Genomic DNA, 26,347 nt, shown 5'->3' with positions numbered 1-26,347 from the left:
CGGTCAAACGGCGCGCAGGCTCACCGCGCGCAGCTGCTCGATGAACACGCGAGCGGCGGGCGAGGGCGCGTGCTGCGTGAGCCAGACCACGCCCACCGGCGGCAGCTTCAAGTCGAGCTCGAAGGGCAGCAGGCGCGCCAACCCGAGCTTCGCGTCCTGCAGGAACACTTCCACCGGCATCGGGCAGATGACATCGCTGGAGAGCATCAGCGAGCGCATGACCAGCCAGGAGGCGGTCTCCACGCGCACGTCGGGCGTGCGCACCCGCGCACGCTTGAACATGTCGTCCAGCGCGGGCCGTGTGCGCACGCCGCCAGGTGGCAGGATCCAGGGATAGGCCAGCACCTCCTCCCAGTCGAGCCGCGTGCGCCCGGCGAGCGGATGTCCGGCCCGCACGCCCAGGCGGAACACCGATTCGTACAGCGTTTCTGTCGACAGGTCCGCGTCCTGCCCCGAGTAGAAGCGCCCCACCAGCAGGTCGAGCGTGCCCGCCTTGAGTTCGCGGAACATGGCGTCCGAGCTGCCTTCGATGACGGTGGCCGAGACGAGCGGTGCCGCCAGCTCCATCTGGCGCAGGGCTGCAGGCACCAGCATGGGCGTGGCCACCGGCAGGCTGCCGATGGTCACGTGGCCGGCCGCCCCCGCGTGCCACAGGCCCAGTTCCTCTTCGGCATTGCGCAGCTCGGCCAGGACGAGGCGGGCGCGCTTGACCAGGATCTCGCCCAAAGGGGTGAGGAAGCTGCCGCTGCTGCCGCGCTGTACCAGGGCGTCGCCCACCACCGCTTCGAGCAGGCGCAGCATCTTGGTGGCCGCTGGTTGGGTGACGTGCAGCGCCTCCGCCGCGCGCTGCACCGACCCCGTCTCGGCGATGGCCACCAGCAGGCGCAGCTGCGGCAGTCGGATTCGTTGCTCGAGCGGGGCGGCCATGGCTTGCGTGCAGGTGAGGGGCTGCGGCCGAGGATAGCCGCCTCACCGGCATCGGAGCCCGGCCCGAAGAGGGCCGGCCCCGCTTGCGTCATGCCTGCGCTTCCTCCTGGAAGGCTTCTTCGCGCGACTTCTTGACCGCGGGCAGCAGCACGATCAGCAGCATCACCACCGTGGCCGCCAGCAGGCTGGCGGACAGGGGCCGCGTCACCAGCGTGCTGAAGTCGCCGCGGGACAGCAGCAGCGCCCGGCGCAGGTTCTCCTCCATCATCGGGCCCAGCACCAGCCCCAGCAGCAGGGGAGCCGGCTCCATGCCGCAGCGCACGAAGACGTAACCCACCAGGCCGAAGCCGGCCGCCATGAAGACGTCGAATACGTTGTTGTTGATCGAGTACACGCCGATGCCGCAGAACACCAGGATCGCCGGGTAGAGGTAACGGTAGGGCACCTTCAGCAGCTTCACCCACAGCCCGACCAGCGGCAGGTTCAGCACGATCAGCATCGCGTTGCCGATCCACATGCTCACGATCAGGCCCCAGAACAGGTCGGGGTTGCTGGTCATCACCTGCGGGCCCGGCTGGATGTTGTGGATGGTCATCGCGCCCACCATCAGCGCCATCACCACGTTCGATGGCAAGCCCAGCGTGAGCAGCGGAACGAACGAGGTTTGCGCGCCCGCATTGTTGGCGGCCTCCGGACCGGCCACGCCTTCGATCGCGCCCTTGCCGAACTCCTCGCTGCGCCTGGAGATCTTCTTCTCCAGCGTGTACGAGGCGAACGCCGACAGGATGGAGCCGCCGCCCGGCAGGATGCCCAGCACGGTGCCCAGCGCCGTGCCGCGCGCGGCAGCGGGCAGCATGCGCCGGAAATCTTCACGGTTGGGGAACAGGGAGCCCACGCGCTCGGTGAACGTCTCGCGATGCTCGGCCTGCTCCACGTTGTTGATGATCTCGGCGAAGCCGAAGATGCCCATGGCGATCGCCACCAGGTTGATGCCGTCGGTGAGTTCGGGAACGTCGAACGAATAGCGGGCGACCCCGGAGTTGACGTCCGTTCCCACCAGCCCCAGCAGCAGGCCCAGCAGGATCATGCCGATGGCCTTGATCAGCGATCCCGAAGCCAGCACCACCGCGCCGACCAGGCCCAGCACCATCAGCGAAAAGTACTCGGCCGGCCCGAACTTGAAGGCCAGCTCGGCCATCGGCATGGCGAAGGCCGCCAGCGCGAGCGTGGCCACGCATCCAGCGAGGAAGGAGCTGATGCCGGCGGTTGCCAGCGCCACCCCGGCCCGGCCCTTGCGCGCCATCTGGTAGCCGTCGAGCGCGGTCACCACCGATGATGTCTCGCCCGGCAGGTTGACCAGGATGGCCGTGGTGGAGCCGCCGTACTGCGAGCCGTAGTAGATGCCCGCCAGCATGATCAGCGCCGGCACCGGCGGCAGCGCGTAGGTGATGGGCAGCAGCATGGCGATGGTGGTCGCCGGACCGAGGCCGGGCAGCACGCCGATGAGCGTGCCGAGCAGGCAGCCGATGAAGGCATACGCGAGGTTCTGCAGGCTGAGGGCGGTCTCGAAGCCCAGGGCGAGGTTCTGGAGCAGGGTTTCCATCGCGGCTCCTTACTGCATGAACGCAGGCCACAGGGGGATCTGCAGGTCGATGCCCCAGATGAAGACCAGCATGCTGAAGACGGTCAGCGCGATCGCATTGAGCAGCGCGCCCGTCCAGGTGAACTCGTGGCTGGCCCGGCTGGACACGAGCACCAGGACCAGCAGCGACAGCACCATGCCCATCGGCTGCAGCAGCAGCCCGAAGAGCACGACCGCGCCGAGCACCCAGGCGATCGTGCTCGGATGAGGCCTCTTGATGCGTTCGACCGCCGCCGACTTGCGCAAGCCGTTGTAGAGCGTGGCGAAGCCCACCAGGGTCAGCAGGATGCCGATGGCGAACGGGAACCATCCCGGCCCCATGCGGGACGCTTCCCCGATCCTGTAGTTGAGGGCGCCCAGGGCGAAAGCCGCCCCGGCGACGATGTAGATGACGCCAGCGGCGAAATCCTTCTGGTTGCGGAGGCGCAATCCCGATCGCATGAGTTGTCTCCTGTGATGAGTACGGCTGCTGCCGAAAGACGGCTTTTATATCACGGCGTGATGTAGGCGTATCACGAGGTGAAGTGTCTAAGCGTTCGCATCAAGCGGGGGTTATCGAGTACCTCACGCTCATGTGTGCCGGCTCAAGGCGGCCGGATCAGGGTTGATCGCAGGGCCGTGTCGGAGCGGATGGGCAGCTTGTGCGTGGGGCGGGCGGGGCCCGGTGTCGCGCCGCGTGCGCACGCCCATTCGCCGGACCATCGGAATCGGGCACCAGCCCTGCGGCGCAGGGTGCAGCAGGAAAGTGAATCGTTGCCCAGGAGGTGGTGCCACTGCAGCACCTGGTGCCGGATGCCGGCAGAGAATTCGCCCGGTGAAAAGTCGGGCCAGAAGCCGGGCCGCCGCAGGCCGGGCGAAGTGGGGCGCGCCGGAGCATCCATGGCAGCAGCCTACTCGCCGCGGCGCGACGGCGGGGCTCCGTGTGACAGGGTATGTGCCCGGCCTTTACATCCTGTTCAGGCGCCGGCCGTGCGCAGCTGGCCGCGCCGCTCCAGCAACTCGAAGATCGCCATGCCAGCGACCATCGCGGCCACGAACACCAGGGCCTTGCCCTCGCCCATGCCGAGGGCGGTGAGCGCCGGGCCGGGACAGAAGCCCGCCACGCCCCAGCCGACGCCGAACAGCAGGCTGCCGCCGACCAGGCGGCGGTCGAGATGGCGGGACGTCGGCAGCTTCATCGGAAGGCCGAGCATCGACACCTGGCGGCCGCGCACGAGCAGGAATGCGACCGAGCCCACCGCGATGGCACCGGCCATCACGAAGGCGAGCGAGGGATCCCAGGGCCCGGCAAGGTCCAGGAATCCCAGCACCTTGGCCGGGTTGGCCATGCCGGAGACGATCAGGCCGATGCCGAACACGGCGCCGGCAATGAGCGAGAAGAGTGCAGCCATGCGGGACTCCTTCAGGCGCCGATCAGGTGGCGCAGGACGAACACGGTGACGAAGCCGGCCGCCATGAAGCTGGCGGTGGCGACGAGCGAGCGCGGCGACAGCCGCGAGATGCCGCAGACCCCGTGGCCGCTGGTGCAGCCCGAGCCGTAGCGCGTGCCGATGCCCACCAGCAGGCCCGCGAGCACGAGTGCGCCATAGCCGGCGTCGATCTGCACGGATGGCACGGCGGTGAACAGGGCGTAGAGCAGCGGCGAGCCGACCATGCCGATGAGAAAGGCCACGCGCCAGCCGATGTCGCCGCGAGCGGGCTTGAGCAGTCCGCCCAAGATGCCGCTGATGCCGGCGATGCGGCCGTTGAGCAGCACGAACATCGCAGCCGCCAGGCCGATGATCGCGCCGCCGATGAGCGAGGCCCACGGGGTGAAGGCGTTCCAGTCGATGGTCATGTCTCAGTCCTTGGGGCAGTAGAGGCGATACAGCATCGCCAGGATGTCGAGCACGGCCGCATCGGCCACGCTGTAGTAGATGTTCTTGCCTTCGCGGCGCGTGTTCACCACGCCCTCGTTGCGCAAGACGCCCAATTGCTGGGAGAGTGTGGGCTGGCGGATCTGCAGCGCCTCTTCCAGCTCGCTCACGCACATCTCCCCCTGCGACAGCTGGCACAGCAGGAGCATGCGGTCTTCGTTGGCCAAGAGCTTCAGGGCGGTGACCGCCTGGCCGGCTCCGGCCCGGAGTTGCTCGGGATCGATCTTGACTTTGCTCTTCAAACGAGTCCTCCTTCGTTGCAGGGTTGACGGCATTATATTTGTAGATAAACTATGGCGCAATAGATTGTTGAAGAGAGGAGCCTCAGGCCATGACTGCGCAAACCACCATCCGTGCCTTCTTCGACCCGGGAACCTGGACGGTTTCCTACGTGGTCGCCGACAACGCCACCGGCGCCGCCGCGGTGATCGACCCGGTGCTCGACTTCGACGTGAAGTCCGGCCACACCGGCACGCGCTCGGCCGACCAGGTGCTGGCCTACCTGAAGGAGCGGCAGCTGCGGGTCGAGTGGATCCTGGAAACCCATGCCCATGCCGACCACCTGTCGGCCGCCCGCTACCTGCAGGAACGCGTCGGTGGCCGCATCGGCATCGGCGAGCACATCCGGGAGGTGCAGGCCGTCTTCAAGAAGCTCTACAACCTGGAGCGCAATTTCCTGCCCGACGGCAGCCAGTTCGACCATCTGTTCAAGGACGGCGAGACCTTCCGCATCGGCGAGGTCGAGGCCACCGCGCTGCTCGTGCCCGGCCACACGCCGGCCGACATGGCCTACCTGCTCGACGGGGCGGTGTTCGTGGGCGACACCCTGTTCATGCCCGACGTCGGCACCGCCCGCGCCGACTTTCCCGGCGGCGACGCCCACACGCTGTACCGCTCGATCCGCCGGCTGCTCGAGTTGCCGCCCGGGACCCGCATGTTCGTCTGCCACGACTACCCGCCGGCCGGCCGCGAGCCGGTCTGGGAAACCACGGTGGGCGAGCAGCGCCGCTCCAACATCCACGTGCATGAGGGGGTGACCGAAGAGGCCTTCGTCGCCATGCGCAACGCGCGCGACGCGACGCTGGACGTGCCCATGCTGATCCTGCCGTCGATCCAGGTGAACGTGCGCGCCGGCCACCTGCCGCCACCCGACGACAACGGCGTGTCCTACCTGCGCATTCCGATCAACGCGCTGCCCAGGCAGGCCGTGCCGACTGCCTGAGGGGAGGGCGAGGCCATGACCGATTCCCTTCGTTGCGAGCGCATCGACGACGACCTGGCCATCACCGGGCAGCTGGTGCCCCAGGCCCTCGCGGCGGTCGCCGCTGCCGGGTTCCGTGCCGTGATCAACAACCGGCCGGACCACGAGGGCGGCGCTGCGCAGCCCACCAGCGACGAGATCGAGCAGGCGGCCCGCGCGGCCGGGCTCGACTACCGGTGGGTGCCGGTGCCGCCCTCGGGCCACACGCTCCAGCAGGCGCAGGCCATGGCGCGCGCCGTCGCCGAATTGCCCAAGCCGGTGCTCGCCTTCTGCCGCACGGGCCGCCGCTCGGCGGCGCTGCACCGCCTGGGACAGGACAGGTCATGAACGCCGCCCGCTGGATGCCCGGCTGGATGGCCAGCTACGACCGCGGCAAGGCCGTGCAGGACGGCGTGGCCGGCCTGGTGGTCACCATGCTGCTGGTGCCGCAGAGCCTGGCCTACGCCATGCTGGCCGGGCTGCCTCCGCACGTGGGCATGTACGCCAGCATCCTGCCGCTGCTGGCCTATGCGTTGTTCGGCTCGAGCATGACGCTCTCGGTGGGCCCGGTCGCGGTGGCCTCGTTGATGACGGCCGCCGCCATCGGTCCGCTGGCTGCGCCGGGCAGCGCCGAATATGCGCAGCTCGCCGTGCTGCTCGCGTTGATGGGCGGCGTGGTGCTGCTGCTGTTCGGGCTGCTGCGCATGGGGTTCGTGGCCAACCTGCTCAGCCACCCGGTGATCAGTGGCTTCGTCAGCGGATCGGCGGTGCTGATCGCGCTGGGCCAGCTCAAGCCGCTGCTGGGCATCCGGGCCTCGGGCGAGACCGCGCTGCACCTGCTGGTGTCGCTGTTGTCCCATGCGCGCGAGCTGCACCTGCCCACCGCGGCCTTGGGATCGGCCGCGGTCGTCCTGCTGTGGGCGGCGCGCCGCCATCTCGCCGGCGGGCTGCGCCGCCTCGGGCTGGGCCCCGCATCGGCGGACATCGCGGCCAAGCTGGCGCCCATGGGCATCGTCCTCGCGGCCATCGGCCTGGTGGTCGCGGTCGACCTCGACCGTGCCTTCGGCGTGGCGGTGGTCGGCGCCATCCCCGCCGGACTGCCCTCGCTGGGGCTGGCCATGCCGTCGCTCACGCAGCTGCAGGTGCTGCTGGTGCCGGCGGTGATGATCGCGCTGGTGGGCTTCGTCGAAAGCGTCTCGGTGGCGCAGTCCCTGGCCATCAAGCGCGGCGAGGCCATCGACCCCGATGCCGAGCTGCGCGGCCTCGGCGCCGCCAACCTCGCCAGCGCGTTCTCGGCCGGCTTTCCCGTCACCGGCGGCTTCGCCCGCAGCGTCGTCAATTTCGCGGCCGGAGCCCGCACGCCCTTGTCCGGCGTGATCAGCGCCGCGCTGATGGCCATCGTGTTGCTGGGCATGACGGCCCTGTTCGAGCGCCTGCCGCTCACGGTGCTGGCGGCCACCATCATCGTGGCCGTGGTCGGCCTGGTCGACCTGGCCACCGCGCGCCATGCCTGGCACTACGACCGGGCCGATGCGCTCGCCTGGGGCGCCACCGCCGCCGGCGTGCTCGTGCTCGGCGTGGAAGCCGGCGTCGGCGTCGGCGTCGCGTTGTCGGTCGGCACCTTCCTCTGGCGTGCGAGCCGCCCGCACCTGGCGGTGGTCGGCCGGGTGCCGGGCACCGAGCACTTCCGCAACGAAAAGCGCTTCGCCGTGGAGACGCAGCCTGAGCTGCTGATGATCCGTGTCGATGAAAGCCTGTTCTTCGCCAACGTGGCCGAGGTCGTGCGCCGCGTGCAGCAGGAGCTGGCCCGCCGCCCCGGCGTGCGCCACCTGGTGCTGGACATGGCGCCCGTCGGGCACGTGGACCTCACCGCCCTGGAGGCCCTGGAGCGCCTTCACGCCGACCTGCGCGATCGCGGCATCGACCTGCACCTGGCGGAGGTGCGCGGGCCGGTGATGGACCGGCTGGTGCGCACCGGCTTGCCCGGCCGGCTGTCGCACCCGGCCTTCCTCAGCCTGCACGCCGCCGTCGAGAAGCTCGCCCCGGGCCGACCGGGTCAGGGCCGCGCCACCCCGCCACGAGAACCCGAAAGGACCCCCGCATGATCTTCAGGCAACTGTTCGAGCCGGTCTCCAGCACCTACACCTACCTTCTGGGCTGCCCCGACACCGGGCAGGCGGTGCTGATCGATCCGGTCGTCAACTCGATGGACCGCGACCTGCAGGCGATCCAGGAACTGGGCCTGCGACTGGCCTGCACGGTGGACACCCACATCCACGCCGACCACATCACCGCCGCGCTTGAATTGAAGAAGCGCACCGGCAGCCGCATCGCCGCACCGGCTTTCGACCGCCTGCCCTGCGTCGACTTCGGCCTGGAGGAGGGCCGGCCGCTGCAGGTGGGGGGCCTATCCGTCTCCGGGCTGCACACCCCCGGCCACACCGACGGCCATTTCGCCTACGTGGTGGGCGAGCGCGTGTTCACCGGCGACGCGTTGCTGATCGACGGCTGCGGCCGCACCGACTTCCAGAACGGCGACGCCAAGGCGCTCTATCACAGCGTGACGAAAAAGCTCTTCGCCCTGCCGGACGAGACGCTGGTGTACCCGGCCCACGACTACGCCGGCCGGCATGTGTCGTCCATCGCCCAGGAGAAGGCCCGCAACCCCCGCCTGGGCGCCGGCAGGACCCTGGACGAGTTCGAGCGGATCATGGCCGGCTTGAACCTGCCGTACCCCAAGTTCATCGACGCCGCCGTGCCGGGCAACCGCGCCTGCGGCGTCTGCCCCGTCGACCTGCCCGAGGAGCTGGACAAGTACTGCCGGCCGATGGCGGAAAGCCCGCAGGGCTGATGAGCCGCCGCGCCCGCCGGTGGCTCGCCATCGCCCTGCTGGTGGCGGGCTCGGCCCTGGTCGCGGCTTCGGGCCTGCAGGCCTGGCATGCCTGGCAGCTCGCGCGGCGGCTCGAAGCGGGCGAGATCCGCGTGGAGACGCTGCGCGGCTGGATGACCCTGCCGTACATCGCCCAGGTGTACGGCGTCCCCGAGGCCCGGCTGCGCGAGGCCATCGGGGCGCCGCCGCTTGGCGGCGACGAGCGCAGCCTGCGCACCTGGTTCTCGGTCCTGCAGCTCGACCCGCTGACCGGCCGGCAGCGGCTCGAGCAGGTCATCCTCGACAAGGGCCGCACCGATGGGTGATGTGGCCGACGGACTTCTCACGGGCCTGCTGAACCACGGCGAACTGCTGCTGGGCGGCACCCTGTTCCTGGCCGCGCTGGGCGTGCCGCTGCCGGCCACCATGCTGCTGGTGGCGGCCGGCGCGTTCACCCGCAGCGGCGTGCTGGCGCTGGAAACAGCCATCGTTGCCGCGTTCGCCAGCTCGGTCGCCGGCGACCTCGGCGGCTACACACTGGGCCGCCTGGGTATCGGGCTGGTGCCGGCCGCCTGGCTGCAGGCGCCCGGGTGGCAGCGCGCCACCGCCTTGTTCGCACGCTGGGGTGGCTGGAGCGTGTTCCTGACCCGCTTCGCCATCACGCCCGCGGCGTGGTCGGTCAACCTGCTGGCCGGCTCCACCCGCTACTCGTTGCTGCGGTTCGCGCTGGCCGCGTGTGCCGGCGAGGCGGTCTGGATCCTGCTGTTCGGCGGCCTGGGCAGGCTCTTCGCCGAACAGTGGGAACAGGTCGGCGAGATCGCCGCCGATGTCGGTGGCTTGATCGTCGGAGTGGCGATGCTGGCTGCCGGCGGCTGGCTGCTTAGGGCCAGCCGGCGCTGAGGTGCGGTCCCAAGCTCAGGCCGCGGGCGCCGGACCGTACCAGGCGGGTGATGTCGCACGGGCGGTCCCTTCGCGGGCTTCACCCTCTGCCCGGACCAGGGCTTCCTCGATGTAGCGCGCCGACCGCGCCTGCGGGCCGTGCTCGCGGCGGGCGATCTCCAGCAGGCGGTTCAGGTCTTCGATCACGCGCGGACCGGCCAAGGCCTCGCGGCTTCTGGTGTGGATGTCGGTCATCGGGACTCCATGGCGAAGGGACATCAGGCTGTGCCGCGGGCCGCAGGGCATTGGCAGGGTCCGGGGCGCGGCGACGATCGGCGATGGTGTGCAGAACACGATGCGGCTGGTGTCGGCCTGTTCCGACGTGATCGCAGGCCGATGCCGCGTGTGTGTGACTCGGCTGCGGCGAGCGAAGCGCCGCCGAGCCCGCCCGCGCCCTGCGCCTTGATCCAGGTCAATGTGGGCGCGTGACTGAGGGGCCACGATGCTTCACGGCATTGCCCATGAGGAGACGGCCATGACACACATCCGAAGGCGACGCGTGCGCCGGGGGCCGGCGGCGGCCCGGCCGGGGAGACGATGACATGGACACCGTTCTCGTCGTGGCGTATTCGCTCACCGGCACCTCTCGGCGGCTGGCGGACAGCGTCTGTGCGCGTCAGCAGTGGCCGCTGGGGCTGGTCACCGACGCGCGGCCGCGCACCGGCGCGCTGGGCACCCTTCGCTGCGTGGTCGATTCGCTCATGGGTCGCGATCCGGCGATCCGCTACCACGGTCCCGACCCCGGCGATTTCCATACGCTGCTGCTGGTCGCGCCGGTCTGGATGTCGCGGCTCGCCGCGCCCATGCGCAGCTTCCTGGTGCAGCAGGCCGGCAGCGTCCACCACGTTGCCGTGTTGCTCACCATGGGCTCCGGCGGCGCCGACCACGTATTCCTAGAAATCGAGCGGCTGATCGGTCGAGCGCCCGTGCTCAAGGCGGCCTTCCGCGCCAGCGATGTCCGCGCGGGCGCGGCGGATGCCCCGGCGCTCGCCATCGCCGAGTCGCTGCGCGGCACGGCGCGCCGCGCCGTGCCGGCGACCGCCGCGCATCTTCAGCAGGAGAACCCCGAATGGACCTGAATCCACCCCGCGCATCGGGCCCCTGGATCCGCTGGTTCCGTGACACCGGCATCGATGACGTGCCGCTCGTCGGCGGCAAGAACGCATCGCTGGGCGAGATGGTTCGCTCGCTGGCCCCGCAGGGCATCCGCGTGCCCGACGGCTTCGCGGTCACGGCCCAGGCCTACCGTGACGTGCTGGAGCGCTCGGGTGCCGAGCACCGGTTGCGCGAGGTGCTGTCCGGCCTCGACGTGCGGGACGTGGAAGACCTCGCGGTGCGCGCCCGGGCGGCGCGCGAGATCGTGCTGCAGTCGCCGCTGCCGCCCGAGATGGCCGGCGAGATCGTGGCGGCCTACCGGCAACTGCGCGAGGAGTACGGGGGCGACCTCAGTGTGGCGGTGCGCAGTTCGGCCACGGCCGAGGACCTGCCCACGGCCAGCTTTGCCGGACAGCACGAAACCTTCCTCAACGTCTCGGGCGAGGCTCACCTGCTGGACAGCGTGCGACGCTGCTTCGCCAGCCTGTTCATGGATCGCGCGATCACCTACCGCGCGGACCGCGGCATCGACCACTTCAAGGTGTACCAGTCGGTGGGCGTGATGAAGATGGTGCGCGCCGACCTGGCCTGCAGCGGCGTCATCTTCACGCTCGACACCGAGACAGGGTTCCGCGACGTGGTGTTCGTCACCGGCGCCTGGGGACTGGGCGAGAACGTGGTGCAGGGCACGGTCGATCCCGACGAGTTCCTGGTGTTCAAGCCCACCCTGCGCGAGGGGCACCGAACGGTGCTGCGCCGCAAGCTCGGCAGCAAGGAGGTGCGCATGGTGTACGCGCGAACGGCCGGCCGTGACGGCACCCGCAACATGCCCACCGCGCCGCACGACCGGGAACGCTTCTGCCTGACCGATGCCGAAGTGATCGAGCTGGCCGAATCGGCAGTGCGCATCGAGCAGCACTACAGCGAACGGGCGGGCATGCCCATGCCCATGGACATCGAATGGGCGCGCGACGGCGTCAACGGCAGCCTCTACATCCTGCAGGCCCGCCCCGAAACCGTCGCTTCGCGCAAGAAGGCCGGGGCGCTGGAAACCTACCGGCTGGAAGGCCACGGGCCGGTGCTGGCGCAAGGGCGTGCCGTGGGCGAACGCATCGCCAGCGGCCGCGCCCGCGTGGTCACCGACCCGGCGGCCCTGGACACCTTCCGTCCTGGTGAGGTGCTGGTGGCCGAGACCACCATGCCCGACTGGGGAACGGTCATGAAGTCGGCCGCCGCCGTGGTCACCAACCGGGGCGGGCGCACCTGCCACGCGGCCATCGTCGCGCGGGAGATCGGCATACCGGCGGTGGTCGGCTGCGTCGATGCCACCAGCGCCATCCGCACCGGCGACGAAGTCACGGTGGTCTGCTCCGAGGGCAGCAGCGGCCGTGTGCTGGCCGGGCTGCTGCCTTTCAGCCGGCGCGAGGTCGACCTCACCCAGCTGCGCCGGCCGCAAACCGAGGTCATGGTCAACATCGGTGATCCGGACGCGGCGTTCAACGCGGCGCTGCTGCCCTGCGACGGGGTCGGGCTCGCGCGCATGGAGTTCATCATCACCGAGCACGTGCGCGCACATCCGATGGCGCTGCTGCACCCCGAGCGGATCGACGAACCGGCCGTGCGCGCCGAACTGCAGCGGCTGGCGGCCGGCCACGCCGGCGGGGCCGACTACTTCGTGCGGCAGTTGTCCGAAGGCATCGGCACCATCGCGGCGGCTTTCTACCCACGGCCGGTCATCGTGCGCCTGTCGGACTTCAAGACCAACGAGTACGCCAGCCTGCCGGGCGGGCGCTGGTTCGAGCCGCGCGAGGAGAACCCCATGATCGGCTGGCGCGGCGCCTCGCGCTACGCGCATCCCGGCTACGCCGAAGGCTTCGGGCTGGAGTGCGCGGCCATCGCGCGGGTGCGTGGCGAGATGGGCCTGCGCAACCTCAAGGTGATGGTGCCCTTCTGCCGCCGGGTGGAGGAGGGTGAGCGCGTGCTGCAGGCCATGGCCAGCCACGGCCTGGCACGCGGTGACGCCGGGCTGGAGGTCTACGTCATGTGCGAGATCCCCAACAACGTCCTGAGCATCGACGCCTTCGCCCGCTTGTTCGACGGCTTCAGCATCGGCTCCAACGACCTGACCCAGCTGGTGCTGGGCGTCGACCGCGACTCGGAGATCGTGGCCTTCGACTTCGACGAGCACGATCCGGGCGTCAAGGACATGTTGCGCATGGCGATCGAGGGGGCGCGTCGAAACAAGCGGCACGTGGGTATCTGCGGCCAGATCGTGTCGGACGATCCGGCCATGGCGGCCTTCGTCGTCGAGTTGGGCATCGACTCGGTCAGCGTCACCCCGGACGCCCTGCTCAAGGCCACCGAGGAGATCGCGAAGGCCGAGGCGGCCATGGGGCGCCGACCGCGCGACCAGGCGCGGCCATGAGCCGCGCGGGCCGCCCGAAATGATGATGGGCTGCTTCGACCCGTGGCTGACCGGCGCCAACGCCTTCGACGTCTGCGCCGCGGGGCAGGGCGCGCCCGCAGGCTGGCTCGAACGCCGCCGCCAGCGGCTCGCGGCGCTGCTGGTGGCGGCGCGGGGGTCGGCGTTCTACCGGCAACGCCTGGGGCGCGCGACGCCGGCGCGCCTGGCCGACATCGAACCCGCCTCCAAGCGTGACCTGATGCGCGACTTCGATGCCTGGCCGACCGACCCGCGGCTGCGCCTGTCCGAACTGCAGGTGTTCCTCGCCGACCCCTCGCGCATCGGACAGCCGTTCCTGGGCGAGTTCATGGTCTGGCAGAGCTCCGGCAGCAGCGGCGAGCCGGCCGTCTTCGTGCAGGACGCGCGGGCCATGGCGGTCTACGACGCTCTCGAGGCCTGCCGCCGCCTGCAGCCCCGGTGGGACCCGTGGTACCTGGGCGCGCGCATCGCCTTCATCGGCGCCATCGAGGGGCACTTCGCCAGCACGGTCACCGCGCAGCGGCTGCGGCGGCTCAACCCGGCCATGGCCGCCAACCTCCACGCGCTGTCGTTCATGCAGCCGACGGCGCGGCTGGTCGCGCAGCTGAACGGGCTGCGGCCCTCGGTGGTTTCGACCTATCCGACGGTGGCCGTGCTGCTGGCGCACGAAGCCTCGGCCGGGCGCCTGCGCATCGCGCCAAGCGAAATCTGGGCCGGCGGCGAGACACTCACCGCCGGCATGCGCCGGCTGGTCGAAGCGCGGTTCGGCTGTCCGGTCATCAACAGCTATGGCGCCTCGGAGTTCCTGCCGCTGGCCTCGCAGTGCCGACTGGGCGTGCTGCACCTCAATGCCGACTGGGCCATCCTGGAGCCCGTCGACGAACAAGGCCGCCCGGTGCCGCCCGGCGTGGCCGGACACACGGCCCTGCTGACCAATCTGGCCAACCACGTGCAGCCCATCATCCGCTACGACCTGGGTGACCGCGTGCTGGTGCGGCCGCAGCCCTGCGCCTGCGGTTCGCCCCTGCCCGCCATCGAGGTGCAGGGGCGCGAGGACGACATGCTGGTCATCGCGCGGGCCGGCGCCGCGCCGGTGCACCTGCCACCCCTGGCGCTGACGACCGCCCTCGAGGACGACGCCGGGGTGTTCGACTTCCAGCTGGTGCAGGTCGGGCCGAAGGAGCTGACGCTCAGCGTCGGGGGCGGAGCGGCCGCCATGTCGCGGGCCCGCACGGCCCTGCTGGGCTTCCTGCGGCAGCAGGGACTGCCGGCGGTGCGCGTGTCGGCGGCGCCCGGCGGCGTGCGCGTTCGCGGGCACACCGGCAAGCTGCAGCGGGTCGTGGCGCAAGCCCTGGCGACGGCTCCATTGAAGGATCGGCTGCTCTGACGCCTTGTCGCTGCCACGTCAGCCTGCTGGTCGGCCGGCTTCCTCCGCCGTGGCCTTCCGAATCTCGAAAGTAAGCTCCTTTGTCTGTCCGGCGAATGTCACCCGCACGTCTTTCCTCCCAATTGATTCAATGATCAGCGGCTGAAAGTTGATGACCAGGTTCGCCGAGCCAAGCGGAGCGAGCTGCACTTCCAGCTCCCGTTCGCCCATTGGATGGAGGTGCACGACGACTCTACCCTTGCCGACGATCCCGCCGATGTTGATCAGGATCGACAGCGGATTCAATGCCAGCGGTTTTTCGGTGGATGGATCGGGCGAGTCGTAAGGAATGACGATCACGTTATCGGTGTAAAGCCCGATGGCGAGCACTTTCCCATTGACTTCCGTTCTGAATTGGTCGGCGACGAACAATCGCGCGGTTGGTCCATCCTCTGTCGGTCTGAGTTCTTGTCGCGGTTTCTGCTTGGTGGGTTTTCGCAGCGGGGTCTTGGGCCTGCTGGAAGGGATGTTGCGATCCGACTTGCTCATAGGGATCCTCTAATGCGGATTTGCCGGCGCTTCCTTCTGCCTGCCCCCGAACGCCTCGATGAAGAGAGTCGGGGTGACCGTGTCACCGCTCGGCGACACGGTGACGAAGTTCCGAGGGTCGGTGCTGGGGACGAAGGTGTCGACCAGGTTCACAGCCACCGTGCAGCTGGGTGTCGGGATGCCGTCGGAGCATTTTGCAGACAGGAACTGCGCGATGGCTTCGTTGACGACGGCATTCAAGGAGATGCCTCTTTCTGCTGCGCACAGCAGCAGGTCCCGGTGTTTCTCGGGCGTCGTTCTCACATTGAAAAGCCCGCTATGTGGTTTCTTGGGAGGCCGCCCGAGTTGACGACAGGTTTCCAGGTAGTCGTCGACCGCGGCATGGAACTCTGCCTTCAGCGCCCGTGGATCAGACGCTTCGTAAGTCACCAAATCGTCAATGAAGAGCAGCTTCCCGAAGCAGGTGCCACGGTCCAAATCGATCTCGGCGGTGCCGTCGAAGCCGAGATATCGCATCAAATTCATAGCAAGTCCTCGTCTCAAATAAATCCGTTTTGTTGCAAGGAGTCCCTGATATCGTCGATCGTCTTCTTGCCGATCTCAGGCGCTGGATGCGGCTTGTGGAGGCTGATCAGCACATTTTTGTCGGCATGGAAGAATTTCATGCGGGAGCCGCTCCCGCTGATGGGCCGGAACCCAAGCCACTCCAAGGCTGTTTTCAATTCAGCCCACCGGATGTCAGCCACCGCCGGTCTGCGTGATATTCGCTCGAGGATTTTTTCAGGCTTGGACATTTCGGAGGAGCCGGTTTAGCCCGAAGTGTAACTACTTATTGAATACGGGACGCCTTAGCGATGAGGTGCACGCCGTGCTTGACGATCATCAACCCCGCGCCGCCCTGGCCACGCACACTGGCGGCATGGACCACCGCCGCTCCACCCAAGACCGCCCCTGGCATGCGCAGTCGCCCGACGATGTGCTGCAGGCGCTCGACAGCCAGCGCGAGGGGCTCAGCCACGACGAAACCGCAACCCGGCTGGCCCGCCACGGACCCAACCAGCTGCCGGTCGGCAAGGCGCGGCCCCCGCTGTTGCGCTTCCTGCTGCAGTTCCACAGCACCCTGATCTACGTGCTGCTCGCGGCCGCGCTCATCGCCGGATTCCTGGGCCACGCGCTCGACGCCACCGTCATCCTGGCCGTGGTGCTGGTGAACGCCGTGGTCGGTTTCCTGCAGGAAGGAAAGGCGGAGAAGGCCCTGGCCGCCATCCGCAGCCTGGTGTCGCCGCGCGCGCATGTGCTGCGCGGCGGCCAGCGCCTGAGCGTGCCGGTGGCCGACCTGGTTCCCGGCGACGTGGTGCTGCTGGAGGCCGGCGACCGCGTGCCGGCCGACCTGCGGCTGCTGCGCGCGCGGGGGCTGCTGATCGACGAGGCGCTGCTGACCGGCGAGTCGATGGCGGCGCAGAAGCACGACCAGCCGGTGCCGCCCGAGGCGCCGCTGGGCGACCGGCACAGCATGGCGTACTCGGGAACGCTGGTGGCGTCGGGCCAGGCCAGCGGCGTGGTGGTCGCCACCGGGTCGGGCACCGAGCTGGGGCGCATCGGCAAGCTCGTCGCCTCGGTCGAGGCCGAGACCACGCCGCTGCTGCGGCAGGTCGACCGCTTCGGGCGGCTGCTGGCGCTGGGCGTGCTGGTGGCGGGAGCGCTCCTCTTTGCCTACGCCGTCTGGCTGCAGGGCTGGGATCCGGTGGAGGCGCTGCTGGCGGCGGTCGCCATCGCGGTCAGCGTGATCCCCGAGGGGCTGCCGGCGGTGATCACGGTCACCCTGGCCATCGGCGTGCAGCGCATGGCGGGGCGCAACGCGGTCATCCGCCGGCTGCCCGCGGTCGAGACGCTGGGCGCCACCTCGGTGATCTGCACCGACAAGACCGGCACGCTCACGCGCAACGAGATGACCGCGCGCCGCATCGTCGGTCAGCAGCGCGTCCTGCTGGTCGAAGGCGAGGGCTATGCGCCGCACGGCAGCCTGCAGGCGCAGGAGGGCGACGACGCGGGCGCCCTGGCCGAGGTGGCCGGGCTGCTGCGCTGCGCGGTGCTGTGCAACGATGCCCAGCTGCGGTTGCAGGCCGGCACCTGGTCGGTGGTGGGCGATCCCATGGAAGGCGCGCTGCTCGCCCTCGGTGCCAAGGCCGGCCTGGACCCGGCCCACGAGCGGGCGCAGTGGCCGCGGCTGGACGAGATCCCCTTCGATGCCGCGCACCGGTTCATGGCCGCCCTGCATCGCGGCCCGGGTGGCGAGGCCATGGCCTTCGTCAAGGGCGCCCCGGAGCGGCTGCTGGAGATGGCCGGGGGCACGGACCCGGCCGGGCGCCAACGCTGGACCGAGGCCATCGACGCCGCGGCATCGCAAGGCGAGCGCCTGCTGGCCTTCGGCTGGAAGGCCATGCCCGCCGGCACCACGCAGCTGCGCTTCGAGGACCTGGTGCAAGGCGTCGAGGTGCTGGGGCTGGTGAGCTTCATGGACCCCCCGCGCCCCGAGGTGCTTCGCGCCATCGCCGAGTGCCGCGACGCCGGCATCCAGGTCAAGATGATCACGGGCGACCATGCCGCCACCGCCGCGGCCATCGCCCGCGAGCTCCGATTGGCCGACGAGCCCGTGGCGATCACCGGCGCCGACCTGGACGAGGTGGCCGATGCCGACCTGCCCGAACTCGTGCTGCGCACCCAGGTCTTCGCCCGCACCAGCCCCGAGCACAAGCTGCGCATCGTGCGCGCACTGCAGCAGCGCGGGCAGGTGGTGGCGATGACGGGCGACGGCGTCAACGACGCGCCCTCGCTGAAGCAGGCCGACGTGGGCGTGGCCATGGGCATCAAGGGCACCGAGGCCGCCAAGGAAGCGGCGGAGATGGTGCTGCTGGACGACAACTTCGCCTCCATCGTCCACGCGGTCAACGAGGGCCGCACCGTGTTCGACAACGTGCGCAAGGTGTTCGCCTGGACGCTGCCCACCAACGGCGGCGAGGTGCTGGGCGTGGTGATCTGCGTGCTGTTCGGTCTGACCCTGCCCATGACGGCGGCCCAGATCCTGTGGGTCAACCTGGCCACCTCGGCCACGCTCGGGCTCGCGCTGGCGTTCGAGCCCCCCGAGCCCGGCGTCATGGACCGCCCGCCACGCGACGTGGGGGCGCCGCTGGTCTCGGGCTTCATGCTCTGGCGCATCGTGCTGGTGTCGGTGCTGTTCGCCGCGGCCACCCTGGGGCTGCTGCAGGTGGAACTGCAGCGTGGCGAAAGCGTGGACGCCGCGCGCACGCTGGTCGTCAATGCCCTGATCGCGATGGAGATCGGCTACCTGTTCAACGTGCGCTACCTGGGCATGCGTTCCTTCACCTGGCGCGGGGCGCTGGGCACGCCGGCGGTGCTGCTGGCCATCGGCGCACTGGTGCTCGCGCAGGCGGCCTTCACCTACCTGCCCGCGATGAACCGCTGGTTCGCCACCGTGCCGCTGTCGCTCGCGGAACTGGCGATGGCCATGGGTGCGGGCGTGGCGCTGATGCTGCTGCTGGAGGCCGAGAAGTGGCTGACGCGGCGGCGCGGTGCGGACTCGCCCGGAGCGGGCCCGGCGCCGCTGGACCGTTTCGACACCGCGTCCGGCCGCCCCTGACGCGCGGGGGGCGGGGCTCGGGCGACGCCCGTTCCACGCATGAGCCTTGACCTGCGTCAGATGCCGGGCCACTCGACCATGCCAACACCGCCGCCGAGAGCGTGGTGCGCCTGCTCTACTTCGGGCTCTCCAGCAGCGGATGTCCTCGTCCGAGATCCTGCGGCGCGCGATCGCCGGCGGCATGCGCACCTTCGAGCAGGACGCGATCGAGAAGATCCTGGCTGGCGAGCTCGACCTGAAGCAGGTGATGGTCAGTTGCCGATGAGGGCATCGGCCGCGCGCCCTGGCCGCGACTTGACGTCGATCATTCGCGGCGCGCGCCCGCGGCGATAGATTGGGGTTCCCCGAGCCGCTGCTGCCCGGGGTTCCAACCCTGCACAGGAGTTCCTCATGACCCTTTCGAAGGTGTTGTCGCGCGCCTGCCCGCGCCTGTTCGAGGCGGCCGTGTTCGCGCTCGCGCTCGGGCTGGCCGGTTCGGCGCTGGCCGGGTCCGGCAACCCGGCGCCGGCGCCAAGCTCGGGCAATGTCTACACCGCCGGCGGACAGGTCCGTCCCGGCCCCGTCACCGGGGACCTGATGGCGGCGGGTGGGCGCATCGTCATCGACCAGCCCGTCGGTGGCGACGCCGCGTTGGCCGCTGGCGCGGTCGACCTGCGCGCCCGCATCGCCGAAGACCTGCGGGTGGTGGGCGGCGCCATCAGCATCGAGGACCAGGTCGGCGGCGATCTCTTCGCGGCCGGGGCCGACGTCGCTGTGCGGCCCAACGCCGTGGTCGGCGGGGCGGCCGACCTGAGCGGCGCCAGCGTGACGGTGCAGGGGCGGGTCGAGGGCGCGCTGCGGGCGCGGGCGCAGAAGATCCTGATCGATGGCGAGGTGCGTGGCCCGGCGCGGCTGGCGGGCGAGCGCATCGAGCTCGGCCCCAGGGCGCGGCTGATGGGCCCGCTGTCGTACAGCTCGCCGGCCGAGATCGTCCGTGCCGAGGGCGCGGTGGTGTCCGGCGCGGTGACCCGCGAAGCGACCGCCGCGAGCCCGCCGGCCCGTCCGCCGCGGCAGGCCTCGCCCGGACTCGGCGTATCCGGGGCGGTGTTCATGGCGCTGGCCGTGTTCGCCTTCGCGGCCTTGTTCCTCTGGCTGCTGCCGCGCTTCACCGCGGCTGCGCCGGAGCGCCTGCGCCGCTCGCCCTGGGCCTGCCTGGGCGTTGGCCTGGCGACGACGCTGGCGCTGCCGCTGCTGGCGGTGCTCATGTTCGTCACCGTCCTCGGCATTCCGCTGGGCATGGTGCTGCTGATGGCCTACCCGGTGCTGCTGCTGGCGGGCTTCGTGCTCGGCGTGCTCGGCCTCGCGCGCCTGCTGCCGGCCGGGCTGCGGCAGCGGGCGGGCGCGGCCCGCACCGCCAGCCGCCTGGTCCCGTTCGCGCTCGCCGGGGTGGTGGTGCTGCTGCTCGGGCTGGTGCCGGTGGCCGGCGGCTTGTTCGTGGGTCTGCTGAGCCTGGCCGGCCTGGGGGCAGGTGTGCTGCAGGTGCGGGCGCACCGGGCGGGCGAAGCGACGCGGCCTTTACCCTCTGCCGAACCGCCGCTGCCAGGGCGCGACGTGTTCCCGGCCTGAGGCACCGAGCCACGGCTGTCGAGCCCATGCGTTCCGGGGCAAAGGCGGGCAGGGCGATCCGACTTGCATCAGGCCCTCCCGGCGCCTAGTCTGTTTGGCTCCGATCCAGGTGCAGGGGGTGCTTCATGGCAGGTTCCGCGTGGCAGGCCGAGGCCCATGTCGCGATACGCCTGGCGAGTCTGCTCGACTCGGCCATGGACGCGATCATCTCGGTGGACGAGTCGCAGCACATCGTCCTTTACAACCGGGCTGCCGAAAAGATCTTCGGCTGGCCGGCCGAGCAGGCGCTGGGCCGACCCTTGGCGCTGCTGTTGCCCGAGCGCTTCCGCGGAGCGCACGCCGCGGCGGTGCGGCACTTCGGCCAGACCGGCACCACCACCCGTCGCATGGGAGGTGGCCCCGGTTCGGTGATCGTCGGGCTGCGCGCCGATGGGCAGGAGTTCCCGATGGAGGCGTCCATCTCGCAGATCGACACGGAGGAGGGCAAGCTTTACTCGGTGATCCTGCGCGACGTGTCCGAGCGGGTGCAGGCGCAGCGGGAGCTGATGGCTTTCGCCAGCGAAGCCAGCCAGGCGCGTGAGCAGGAGAAGGCGCGCATCGCCCGCGAACTGCACGACGAGCTGGCGCAGTCGCTCACCGCCCTCAAGATGGACCTGCACTGGCTGCGCGGGCAGCGCGGGCGCGATCCCGAGGCGATGGACCGCAAGCTGCAGGAAATGGAGTCGCTGCTCGACGCGAGCGCGGCCGCGACCCGGCGCATCGCCGCCGACCTGCGGCCGCCGGTGCTCGACGACCTCGGCCTGGCCGCCGCCTTGCAGTGGCTGGCGCAGTCCTTCAGCCAGCGTGCCGAGGTGGCTTGCGAGCTCGAGATGGACGAAGACCTGGAGGTGGGCGAGCCGCACGCGACGGCGGTCTTTCGCATCGTGCAGGAAGCCCTGGTCAACGTGCGCAAGCACGCCCGTGCCCACCGGGTGCGGGTGCGGCTCGACCGCGACGCCGACGCGCTGGTCCTGTCGGTGCGGGACGACGGCGTCGGCTTTGCGACCGGTGCGGCGCGGCGGCCGGAGTCGCTGGGCCTGCTGGGCCTGCGCGAGCGGGCGCACCTGCTGGGCGGCGCCGTGGAAGTCCGCAGCGCGCCGGGGGCCGGGACCACCGTGCTGGTGCGGCTGCCGGACCGCGCGGCGCACTGAACCCGTTCCATGAAGTGGCCGCCGCGGTCCCCGCGTGGCCTCTCCGGCCGGCTGGGCCAGCGGGTCACGGCGGTCGCGCTGCCGATGCTCCTGACCCCCGGCCGGTCGGGCGACCGGCCCGTCAGAGCAGCAGGTGGAACAGGTAGCAGGTGTTGTCCTTCAGCTTGTGCCAGGCGCCGCGCCGGCTCCAGGCCTCCAGCTCGATCTCCTCGGCGCGCTCGGCGTAGCGGGCGAAGATGGCGTCCAGCCGCGCCGCCAGCTTGGCGTCCAGGATGCCCAGCGTGAGTTCGTAGTTGGTCTCGAACGAGCGGTCGTCGAAATTGCTCGAACCGATGGCGCTCCACACCCCGTCCACCGTCATCACCTTCTGGTGCAGCAGCGTGTGCGGGTACTCGAAGATGCGCACGCCGCAGCGCAGCAGCTTTTCGAAATTGCGGTGCGCCGCGTGCTGCACCTTGGGGTTGTCCGAGCCGGTGGTCGCCGGCACCAGCACCTGCACGTCCACCCCGCGGGCCACCGCATCGCCGAACGCATCGATGGCCGCGGGCTGCGGAATGAAGTACGGGTTCTGGATGCGGATGCGCTCGCGCGCCAGGCCGATCACGGTGTGGTGGAGGATCTTCACCGCCGGCGCCGAGCCGTCGGGCTTGAGGTAGGCCGGGTGGATGGCGATGTCGCCCGCCCGCTGCAGCGGCGGAAACTCGTCAATTCCGCTGAAGACCTCGCCGGTCTCGGCGATCCAGTTCTCGCTGAACACGCCCTGCAGCGCATGGACCACCGGTCCGCGCACCAGCACGCTGAGGTCGGCGTTGTGCACGTGGTCCTCGGCGTTGCCCAGCCAGGTATCGACCACGCAATGCCCGCCGACGATGGCTTCGCGTCCATCCAGCACCACCAGCTTGCGGTGGTCGCGGTTGTTCAGCACGCCGATGTTGCGCAGGGCGTTGTCGTGGAAGAAGGCGACGCGGCAGCCGGCCTCGCGCAGGAGGTCGACGTTGGCCTGGCCGATGCGCCGGCAACCGTTGGCATCGAGCACCAGTCGCACCGTGCAGCCGCGACGCGCGGCATCGGCCAGGGTACGGGCCAGCAGCCGCCCGATTTCGCCGTCCTTCCACAGGAAGGTTTCCAGGTGCACCGAGCACCGGGCGCGGCGGATGCGATCGAGCAGCACGTCGAAGTAGCGGCCGTTCTCCAGTAGATCGACGGTATTGCCATCCACCAGCGGCGCCAGCGTCACGCCGGCCAGCGAGGGCAGCAGCTGGGCGATGCCGGCGTCGCTGGTCATGCTCAGCTGCACGTCGCGCTGGCGGCGGATGGACCACAGCACGGCCACCAGCAGGGCCAGCAGCGCCAACAGCACGAACACGACCACACCGGCTACGTACAGCATCGTCCGGATGTCCCTTGGGCACGGCCCCGCTCCAGGGCCTTCAACGCCTGCGATGGTGCCGCGAATCGCGGCGTCCGGGTTGCCGCGGGCGCTGCCACGCGGGATCAGGGCACATCCAGCACCAGGCCTTGCTCGTCCGTCGACAGCGGCTCGGCCTGCAGGCTCAACTGCTCCAGGACCTGCACGTCCGCTTCGGAGGCATCGCCTTGTCGTGCCATCAGTCGCCGCCGCAGTTCAGCCAGCGGCGCCGCGCAGTGGGCGATGCCGAATTCCACGCCCAGGCGGCTTGCCAGGGCGCGCGCCCGGTCTCGTTCGGCGTGCCGCAGGAACGCGCCGTCGATCACCACCGGCCAGCCGCAGGCCAGTGCCTGGCCAGCCAGCTCGAGCACGTGCGCGTAGGTGCGGCGCGTGGCTTCGGCGCTGTACAGGTCCACGCCGAGATCGGCCGAGCGGTCCAGCGGCCTCAGGCCGAACAGCCGCTTGCGTTCGACGTCGGTGCGCAGGCGGATCGCGCCCCCCGCCTGCAGCATCCGCTGCGAAGCCACGGTCTTGCCGGAGCCGGGAAGGCCGTGGGTGATGGCCAGCCGCGCCGCGGCAGGCCGGGCAAACGACAAGGCGGTCGCTGCATAGCTTTGCGCCGCCGCCGCGCGACCCCGCAGCGACTCGACCTGCGCCCGCACCAGGGCGCGATAAACCAGCCCATGCCGCAGCAGCGGCAGCCCGCCGTGCTCGCCCGTCTCGTCCAGCCAGCCATTGAAGAAGCGCCAGCCGAGGTCGGCCCGGCCGCGCGCGGCGAAGTCCATCAAGGGAAAGCAGGCGTCGTCGATGACGTCGATGAAGCGCAGCGCCGGGTCGAATTCGATGCAGTCGAAGGCGGTGACTTCACCGTCCAGGGTCACCAGGTTGTCCAGGTGCAGGTCGCCGTGGCCTTCGCGCACGTGGCCGCCGTGAAAGCGCTGCGCCCGCAGCGCCAGCGAGTCGCGCGCGCTGTCCCGCAGCCAGCCGCCCAGGAACTCGGCATCTGGCGCGGCCAGCAGGGACGCTGCGCCTTCGCGGGCGGCGAAGGCGCGCCGGCCAGGCTCGTCGGGGTCGAAGCCTTCGGTGCAGGCCGCCGCCGTGCGGTGCAGGCCGGCGATGCGACGGGCCAGCCGATCGACGGACTCCTCGCGCAGCACGCCGGCGGCCAGCTGCTCGCTGAACAGCGCGCCGCGGGGAAAGCGCCGCATCCGCACCGCGTGGTCGAGCAGCTCGCCGGGGCCGTCGATGGCCGGTGACTCGCGCGGCCCGGTCACGCGTGACACGCCCAGGTAGAGCGAGGGTGCCAGGCGCGCGTTGAGCCGGACTTCCTCTTCGCAGGCCTGCTGCCGCTGCCCGGGGGTCGAGTAGTCGAGGAAGGGCAGGCGCAGCGGCTTCTTCAGCTTGTAGGCCTCGGTGCCGGTCAGCAGCACCCAGGAGATGTGGGTCTCGACGAGCTCGGCGCCAAGCGACCGTGCCAGGCGGCGGACCCATTCGCCGTCGGACTCGTCGGCGCGCATGCCGCCTCAGTCGCAGGCCAGGGGGTCGCCCGAGCGGACCACCAGCACCGGCACCGGGGCCGCGCGCAGGATCTGTTCGGCGCCGCTTCCGAGCACCGCACGGGCGACGCCGCGCCGGCCATGGGTGCCCGTGACCAGCAGGTCGGCGTCCCAGTCCTCGGCGTCCCGGGCGATCAGGTCGCCCACCCGCTCGCCGGGTGCGTCGATCAGGTGCGAATGGACCGGCACACCGGCCGCCTCGGCGCGCCGCTCGCCCGCCTGTAGCAGCTCGCCGGCCTGCCGCCTGGCGGTGGCCACCAGGTCGGGGGCCCAGCCATAGCCGGAGACGAAGTCGAGTTCGTCCAGCACGTGCACCAGCCGCACCTGCCCGCCGGACTCGGCGGCCAGCTGCAGGGCCGCTGCGAGCGCCTGGTTGGAAGGGTCGCTGCCGTCGACGGCCACCATGATTCGCTTGTACATGTTCACCTCCTGTCGCCCGCCATCTTCGGGGGGGTCGTGCCGCTCGAGTTGAGCTGCGTCAAGTCCCGGGCACATCGTCGCCCGCGCACCCCGTGATGAGCCGGGATCGTGGCTGTGCCGGGCGTATGCTGATTCGCCATGGACCTCACCTTCCTCGGCGCGACCGGCACCGTCACCGGTTCGAAATACCTCGTGGCCTCGGGCGGGCGCCACCTGCTGGTCGACTGCGGCCTGTTCCAGGGCTACAAGCAGCTTCGCCTGCGCAACTGGGAACCTCTGCCCGCGGCGGCCGCGCGTCTCGACGCCATCGTGCTCACGCATGCGCACATCGACCACAGCGGCTATCTGCCGCGGCTGTGGAAGCAGGGCTTTCGCGGCCCGGTGTACTGCACCGCGCCCACCCGCGATCTGTGCCGCATCATGCTGCCGGACAGCGGCGGGCTGCAGGAGGAGGAGGCCGAGTACGCCAACCGGCACCGCTTCAGCAAGCACACGCCGGCCTTGCCGTTGTACACGCGCGAGGATGCCGAACACAGCCTGCGCTTGTTCGAGACCGTGCCCTGGCACCAGGACTGGGAGCCGGTGCGCGGCCTGCATGCCCGTCTGGGGCGTGCGGGCCACATGCCGGGCGCCGCGCATCTGCGACTGGCCGACGGCCACACCTCGGTCCTGTTCAGTGGAGACCTGGGCCGCCCCGACGACCGGGTGCTTCGCGCGCCGGAGCCGCCGCCGGCCGCCGACTACGTGGTCACCGAATCGACCTACGGCGACCGCCTGCACCTGGAGGTGGACGTGCTGGAGCAGCTGGCGCAGGTCATCAACCGAACCTCGGCCCGTGGCGGCACCGTGGTGATCCCGGCCTTCGCGGTCGGGCGCGCGCAGACGCTGCTGCACTGCATCGACCTGCTCAAGAAGCAGGGTCGCATCCACCACCTGCCGGTCTACCTGAACAGCCCGATGGCCGCCGACGCGCTGGGCGTCTTCAGCCGCCACTCGCAGGAGCTGCGCCTGTCGAGCACCGAGTGCCGGGCGATGGAGGAGGCGGCGCACATCGTGCGCACGGTCGACGAATCACGTGAACTCAACGCGCGCCGTGGGCCGATGGTGATCATCGCCGGCAGTGGCATGGCCACCGGCGGGCGGGTGGTGCATCACCTCAAGGCCTTCGGCCCGGACCGGCGCAACACCATCCTGCTGGTGGGCTTCCAGGCCGGCGGCACGCGCGGGGCCAAGCTGCGCGACGGGGCCGACTCGGTGCGCATCCACGGCGAGGACATCCCGATCCGGGCCGAGGTGGCGGTGCTCGATGCCTTGTCGGGCCATGCCGATGCGTCGCAGCTGGAGGCGTGGCTACGCCAGATGGCGCACGCCCCGCGCCGCGCCTTCGTGACGCATGGCGAGCCGGATGCGGCCGATGCCTTGCGCCAGCGGCTGGAGCGGCGGCTGGGGTGGGCGGTGACGGTGCCGGAGCAGGGGCAGCGGGTGGTACTCGCCTGAGCCCGCCCACTCCGTTCGCCGCGAGCC

27 protein-coding genes are annotated in these 26,347 nt (G+C 70.5%); 14 read left to right on the top strand and 13 right to left on the bottom strand.

What is annotated here, in order from left to right:
• Positions 1-3 precede the first annotated feature (3 nt).
• The 6 genes from JI739_RS01610 to JI739_RS01585 all read right to left on the bottom strand — a co-directional run bounded on the left by JI739_RS01610 (position 4) and on the right by JI739_RS01585 (position 4,727).
• Positions 4-927: a LysR family transcriptional regulator gene (locus JI739_RS01610; protein ID WP_201682090.1), complete on the bottom strand. Its 924-nt coding sequence runs from the start codon at positions 925-927 to the stop codon at positions 4-6.
• Positions 928-1,015: 88 nt separating this feature from the next.
• Complete coding sequence (locus tag JI739_RS01605) at positions 1,016-2,530, bottom strand: tripartite tricarboxylate transporter permease (RefSeq protein WP_201682089.1); 1,515 nt, start codon at positions 2,528-2,530, stop codon at positions 1,016-1,018.
• 9 nt (positions 2,531-2,539) lie between these two features.
• Complete coding sequence (locus tag JI739_RS01600; protein WP_201682088.1) at positions 2,540-3,010, bottom strand: tripartite tricarboxylate transporter TctB family protein; 471 nt, start codon at positions 3,008-3,010, stop codon at positions 2,540-2,542.
• Positions 3,011-3,525: 515 nt separating this feature from the next.
• Positions 3,526-3,960 (bottom strand): DUF6691 family protein, encoded by a 435-nt coding sequence (locus JI739_RS01595; RefSeq protein ID WP_201682087.1) that lies wholly within the window; start codon positions 3,958-3,960, stop codon positions 3,526-3,528.
• Positions 3,961-3,971: 11 nt separating this feature from the next.
• Entirely contained in the window at positions 3,972-4,406 is a 435-nt protein-coding gene (locus JI739_RS01590; protein WP_201682086.1) for a YeeE/YedE family protein, read from the bottom strand.
• 3 nt (positions 4,407-4,409) lie between these two features.
• Positions 4,410-4,727: an ArsR/SmtB family transcription factor gene (locus tag JI739_RS01585; RefSeq protein WP_236589023.1), complete on the bottom strand. Its 318-nt coding sequence runs from the start codon at positions 4,725-4,727 to the stop codon at positions 4,410-4,412.
• Positions 4,728-4,816: 89 nt separating this feature from the next.
• Here JI739_RS01585 and JI739_RS01580 point away from each other — a divergent pair, with 89 nt between their 5' ends.
• Genes JI739_RS01580 through JI739_RS01555 form a run of 6 tightly spaced genes read left to right on the top strand, consistent with a single transcriptional unit; the run spans position 4,817 to position 9,494 of the window.
• Positions 4,817-5,707 carry an MBL fold metallo-hydrolase gene (locus JI739_RS01580; RefSeq protein WP_201682084.1) on the top strand — a complete coding sequence of 297 codons (891 nt, stop codon included), beginning with the start codon at positions 4,817-4,819 and terminating at the stop codon, positions 5,705-5,707.
• A gap of 15 nt (positions 5,708-5,722) precedes the next feature.
• Complete coding sequence (locus JI739_RS01575; RefSeq protein WP_201682083.1) at positions 5,723-6,073, top strand: protein tyrosine phosphatase family protein; 351 nt, start codon at positions 5,723-5,725, stop codon at positions 6,071-6,073.
• Entirely contained in the window at positions 6,070-7,830 is a 1,761-nt protein-coding gene (locus tag JI739_RS01570) for a SulP family inorganic anion transporter (protein ID WP_236589022.1), read from the top strand. The genes JI739_RS01575 and JI739_RS01570 overlap by 4 nt, the downstream gene beginning before the upstream one ends.
• Positions 7,827-8,576, top strand: a complete 750-nt coding sequence (locus JI739_RS01565) for an MBL fold metallo-hydrolase (protein WP_201682082.1) — start codon at positions 7,827-7,829, stop codon at positions 8,574-8,576. The genes JI739_RS01570 and JI739_RS01565 overlap by 4 nt, the downstream gene beginning before the upstream one ends.
• The gene (locus JI739_RS01560) at positions 8,576-8,920 is read left to right on the top strand and encodes a hypothetical protein (protein WP_201682081.1); all 345 of its coding nucleotides are present in this window, start codon (positions 8,576-8,578) and stop codon (positions 8,918-8,920) included. Before JI739_RS01565 ends, JI739_RS01560 begins: the two co-directional genes overlap by 1 nt.
• On the top strand, positions 8,913-9,494 hold the full coding sequence (locus JI739_RS01555) for a DedA family protein (protein WP_201682080.1): 582 nt from the start codon (positions 8,913-8,915) through the stop codon (positions 9,492-9,494). Before JI739_RS01560 ends, JI739_RS01555 begins: the two co-directional genes overlap by 8 nt.
• Positions 9,495-9,509: 15 nt before the next feature.
• Here the strand turns inward: JI739_RS01555 and JI739_RS01550 are convergent, their stop codons facing one another.
• Positions 9,510-9,728, bottom strand: a complete 219-nt coding sequence (locus JI739_RS01550) for a hypothetical protein (protein WP_201682079.1) — start codon at positions 9,726-9,728, stop codon at positions 9,510-9,512.
• Between the two features lie 347 nt (positions 9,729-10,075).
• Here JI739_RS01550 and JI739_RS01545 point away from each other — a divergent pair, with 347 nt between their 5' ends.
• Genes JI739_RS01545 through JI739_RS01535 form a run of 3 tightly spaced genes read left to right on the top strand, consistent with a single transcriptional unit; the run spans position 10,076 to position 14,458 of the window.
• Positions 10,076-10,612, top strand: coding sequence for a flavodoxin (locus JI739_RS01545; protein WP_201682078.1), 537 nt, complete (start codon positions 10,076-10,078; stop codon positions 10,610-10,612).
• On the top strand, positions 10,603-13,053 hold the full coding sequence (gene ppsA, locus JI739_RS01540) for a phosphoenolpyruvate synthase (protein ID WP_201682077.1): 2,451 nt from the start codon (positions 10,603-10,605) through the stop codon (positions 13,051-13,053). The genes JI739_RS01545 and ppsA overlap by 10 nt, the downstream gene beginning before the upstream one ends.
• A gap of 25 nt (positions 13,054-13,078) precedes the next feature.
• On the top strand, positions 13,079-14,458 hold the full coding sequence (locus JI739_RS01535) for a phenylacetate--CoA ligase family protein (RefSeq protein WP_236589021.1): 1,380 nt from the start codon (positions 13,079-13,081) through the stop codon (positions 14,456-14,458).
• Between the two features lie 18 nt (positions 14,459-14,476).
• Here JI739_RS01535 and JI739_RS01530 read toward each other — a convergent pair whose 3' ends face one another.
• Genes JI739_RS01530 through JI739_RS01520 form a run of 3 tightly spaced genes read right to left on the bottom strand, consistent with a single transcriptional unit; the run spans position 14,477 to position 15,780 of the window.
• Positions 14,477-14,986 carry a hypothetical protein gene (locus JI739_RS01530; protein WP_201682076.1) on the bottom strand — a complete coding sequence of 170 codons (510 nt, stop codon included), beginning with the start codon at positions 14,984-14,986 and terminating at the stop codon, positions 14,477-14,479.
• A gap of 9 nt (positions 14,987-14,995) precedes the next feature.
• Entirely contained in the window at positions 14,996-15,511 is a 516-nt protein-coding gene (locus JI739_RS01525; RefSeq protein WP_201682075.1) for a type II toxin-antitoxin system HicB family antitoxin, read from the bottom strand.
• A 14-nt stretch (positions 15,512-15,525) separates the two neighbouring features.
• Entirely contained in the window at positions 15,526-15,780 is a 255-nt protein-coding gene (locus JI739_RS01520) for a type II toxin-antitoxin system HicA family toxin (protein ID WP_201682074.1), read from the bottom strand.
• A 125-nt stretch (positions 15,781-15,905) separates the two neighbouring features.
• On the opposite strand from JI739_RS01520, the gene JI739_RS01515 reads away from it, so the two are divergent.
• The 4 genes from JI739_RS01515 to JI739_RS01505 all read left to right on the top strand — a co-directional run bounded on the left by JI739_RS01515 (position 15,906) and on the right by JI739_RS01505 (position 21,439).
• Positions 15,906-18,644, top strand: coding sequence for a cation-translocating P-type ATPase (locus tag JI739_RS01515; RefSeq protein ID WP_201682073.1), 2,739 nt, complete (start codon positions 15,906-15,908; stop codon positions 18,642-18,644).
• A gap of 139 nt (positions 18,645-18,783) precedes the next feature.
• On the top strand, positions 18,784-18,909 hold the full coding sequence (locus JI739_RS24680) for a hypothetical protein (RefSeq protein WP_255520152.1): 126 nt from the start codon (positions 18,784-18,786) through the stop codon (positions 18,907-18,909).
• A 125-nt stretch (positions 18,910-19,034) separates the two neighbouring features.
• Positions 19,035-20,249: a bactofilin family protein gene (locus tag JI739_RS01510; RefSeq protein WP_201682072.1), complete on the top strand. Its 1,215-nt coding sequence runs from the start codon at positions 19,035-19,037 to the stop codon at positions 20,247-20,249.
• 125 nt (positions 20,250-20,374) lie between these two features.
• Positions 20,375-21,439: a PAS domain-containing sensor histidine kinase gene (locus tag JI739_RS01505; RefSeq protein ID WP_201682071.1), complete on the top strand. Its 1,065-nt coding sequence runs from the start codon at positions 20,375-20,377 to the stop codon at positions 21,437-21,439.
• 121 nt (positions 21,440-21,560) lie between these two features.
• Here JI739_RS01505 and JI739_RS01500 read toward each other — a convergent pair whose 3' ends face one another.
• The 3 genes from JI739_RS01500 to JI739_RS01490 form a co-directional block, all read right to left on the bottom strand.
• Positions 21,561-22,829, bottom strand: coding sequence for a phospholipase D-like domain-containing protein (locus JI739_RS01500; RefSeq protein ID WP_201682070.1), 1,269 nt, complete (start codon positions 22,827-22,829; stop codon positions 21,561-21,563).
• A 104-nt stretch (positions 22,830-22,933) separates the two neighbouring features.
• Positions 22,934-24,364 (bottom strand): bifunctional aminoglycoside phosphotransferase/ATP-binding protein, encoded by a 1,431-nt coding sequence (locus JI739_RS01495; RefSeq protein WP_201682069.1) that lies wholly within the window; start codon positions 24,362-24,364, stop codon positions 22,934-22,936.
• Positions 24,365-24,370: 6 nt separating this feature from the next.
• Positions 24,371-24,823, bottom strand: coding sequence for a universal stress protein (locus tag JI739_RS01490; RefSeq protein ID WP_201682068.1), 453 nt, complete (start codon positions 24,821-24,823; stop codon positions 24,371-24,373).
• A gap of 138 nt (positions 24,824-24,961) precedes the next feature.
• Here JI739_RS01490 and JI739_RS01485 point away from each other — a divergent pair, with 138 nt between their 5' ends.
• Complete coding sequence (locus tag JI739_RS01485) at positions 24,962-26,320, top strand: MBL fold metallo-hydrolase RNA specificity domain-containing protein (RefSeq protein ID WP_201682067.1); 1,359 nt, start codon at positions 24,962-24,964, stop codon at positions 26,318-26,320.
• Positions 26,321-26,347 lie beyond the last annotated feature (27 nt).

The sequence above is a fragment of the Ramlibacter aurantiacus genome (assembly GCF_016722895.1).
Lineage (GTDB): Bacteria > Pseudomonadota > Gammaproteobacteria > Burkholderiales > Burkholderiaceae_C > Ramlibacter > Ramlibacter aurantiacus.
This window is presented reverse-complemented; position numbering and strand designations above follow the sequence as displayed.

Coding starts and splice junctions, on each gene's coding strand:
- JI739_RS01565 (WP_201682082.1), top strand. CDS start 7,827: ATGATCTTCAGGCAACTGTTCGAGCCGGTCTCCAGCACCTACACCTAC.
- JI739_RS01610 (WP_201682090.1), bottom strand. CDS start 927: ATGGCCGCCCCGCTCGAGCAACGAATCCGACTGCCGCAGCTGCGCCTG.
- JI739_RS01485 (WP_201682067.1), top strand. CDS start 24,962: ATGGACCTCACCTTCCTCGGCGCGACCGGCACCGTCACCGGTTCGAAA.
- JI739_RS01570 (WP_236589022.1), top strand. CDS start 6,070: ATGAACGCCGCCCGCTGGATGCCCGGCTGGATGGCCAGCTACGACCGC.
- JI739_RS01515 (WP_201682073.1), top strand. CDS start 15,906: ATGGACCACCGCCGCTCCACCCAAGACCGCCCCTGGCATGCGCAGTCG.
- JI739_RS01600 (WP_201682088.1), bottom strand. CDS start 3,010: ATGCGATCGGGATTGCGCCTCCGCAACCAGAAGGATTTCGCCGCTGGC.
- JI739_RS01505 (WP_201682071.1), top strand. CDS start 20,375: ATGGCAGGTTCCGCGTGGCAGGCCGAGGCCCATGTCGCGATACGCCTG.
- JI739_RS01535 (WP_236589021.1), top strand. CDS start 13,079: ATGGGCTGCTTCGACCCGTGGCTGACCGGCGCCAACGCCTTCGACGTC.
- JI739_RS24680 (WP_255520152.1), top strand. CDS start 18,784: ATGTCCTCGTCCGAGATCCTGCGGCGCGCGATCGCCGGCGGCATGCGC.
- JI739_RS01575 (WP_201682083.1), top strand. CDS start 5,723: ATGACCGATTCCCTTCGTTGCGAGCGCATCGACGACGACCTGGCCATC.
- JI739_RS01500 (WP_201682070.1), bottom strand. CDS start 22,829: ATGCTGTACGTAGCCGGTGTGGTCGTGTTCGTGCTGTTGGCGCTGCTG.
- JI739_RS01520 (WP_201682074.1), bottom strand. CDS start 15,780: ATGTCCAAGCCTGAAAAAATCCTCGAGCGAATATCACGCAGACCGGCG.
- JI739_RS01560 (WP_201682081.1), top strand. CDS start 8,576: ATGAGCCGCCGCGCCCGCCGGTGGCTCGCCATCGCCCTGCTGGTGGCG.
- JI739_RS01595 (WP_201682087.1), bottom strand. CDS start 3,960: ATGGCTGCACTCTTCTCGCTCATTGCCGGCGCCGTGTTCGGCATCGGC.
- JI739_RS01490 (WP_201682068.1), bottom strand. CDS start 24,823: ATGTACAAGCGAATCATGGTGGCCGTCGACGGCAGCGACCCTTCCAAC.
- JI739_RS01580 (WP_201682084.1), top strand. CDS start 4,817: ATGACTGCGCAAACCACCATCCGTGCCTTCTTCGACCCGGGAACCTGG.
- JI739_RS01530 (WP_201682076.1), bottom strand. CDS start 14,986: ATGAGCAAGTCGGATCGCAACATCCCTTCCAGCAGGCCCAAGACCCCG.
- ppsA (WP_201682077.1), top strand. CDS start 10,603: ATGGACCTGAATCCACCCCGCGCATCGGGCCCCTGGATCCGCTGGTTC.
- JI739_RS01525 (WP_201682075.1), bottom strand. CDS start 15,511: ATGAATTTGATGCGATATCTCGGCTTCGACGGCACCGCCGAGATCGAT.
- JI739_RS01550 (WP_201682079.1), bottom strand. CDS start 9,728: ATGACCGACATCCACACCAGAAGCCGCGAGGCCTTGGCCGGTCCGCGC.
- JI739_RS01495 (WP_201682069.1), bottom strand. CDS start 24,364: ATGCGCGCCGACGAGTCCGACGGCGAATGGGTCCGCCGCCTGGCACGG.
- JI739_RS01555 (WP_201682080.1), top strand. CDS start 8,913: ATGGGTGATGTGGCCGACGGACTTCTCACGGGCCTGCTGAACCACGGC.
- JI739_RS01510 (WP_201682072.1), top strand. CDS start 19,035: ATGACCCTTTCGAAGGTGTTGTCGCGCGCCTGCCCGCGCCTGTTCGAG.
- JI739_RS01545 (WP_201682078.1), top strand. CDS start 10,076: ATGGACACCGTTCTCGTCGTGGCGTATTCGCTCACCGGCACCTCTCGG.
- JI739_RS01590 (WP_201682086.1), bottom strand. CDS start 4,406: ATGACCATCGACTGGAACGCCTTCACCCCGTGGGCCTCGCTCATCGGC.
- JI739_RS01605 (WP_201682089.1), bottom strand. CDS start 2,530: ATGGAAACCCTGCTCCAGAACCTCGCCCTGGGCTTCGAGACCGCCCTC.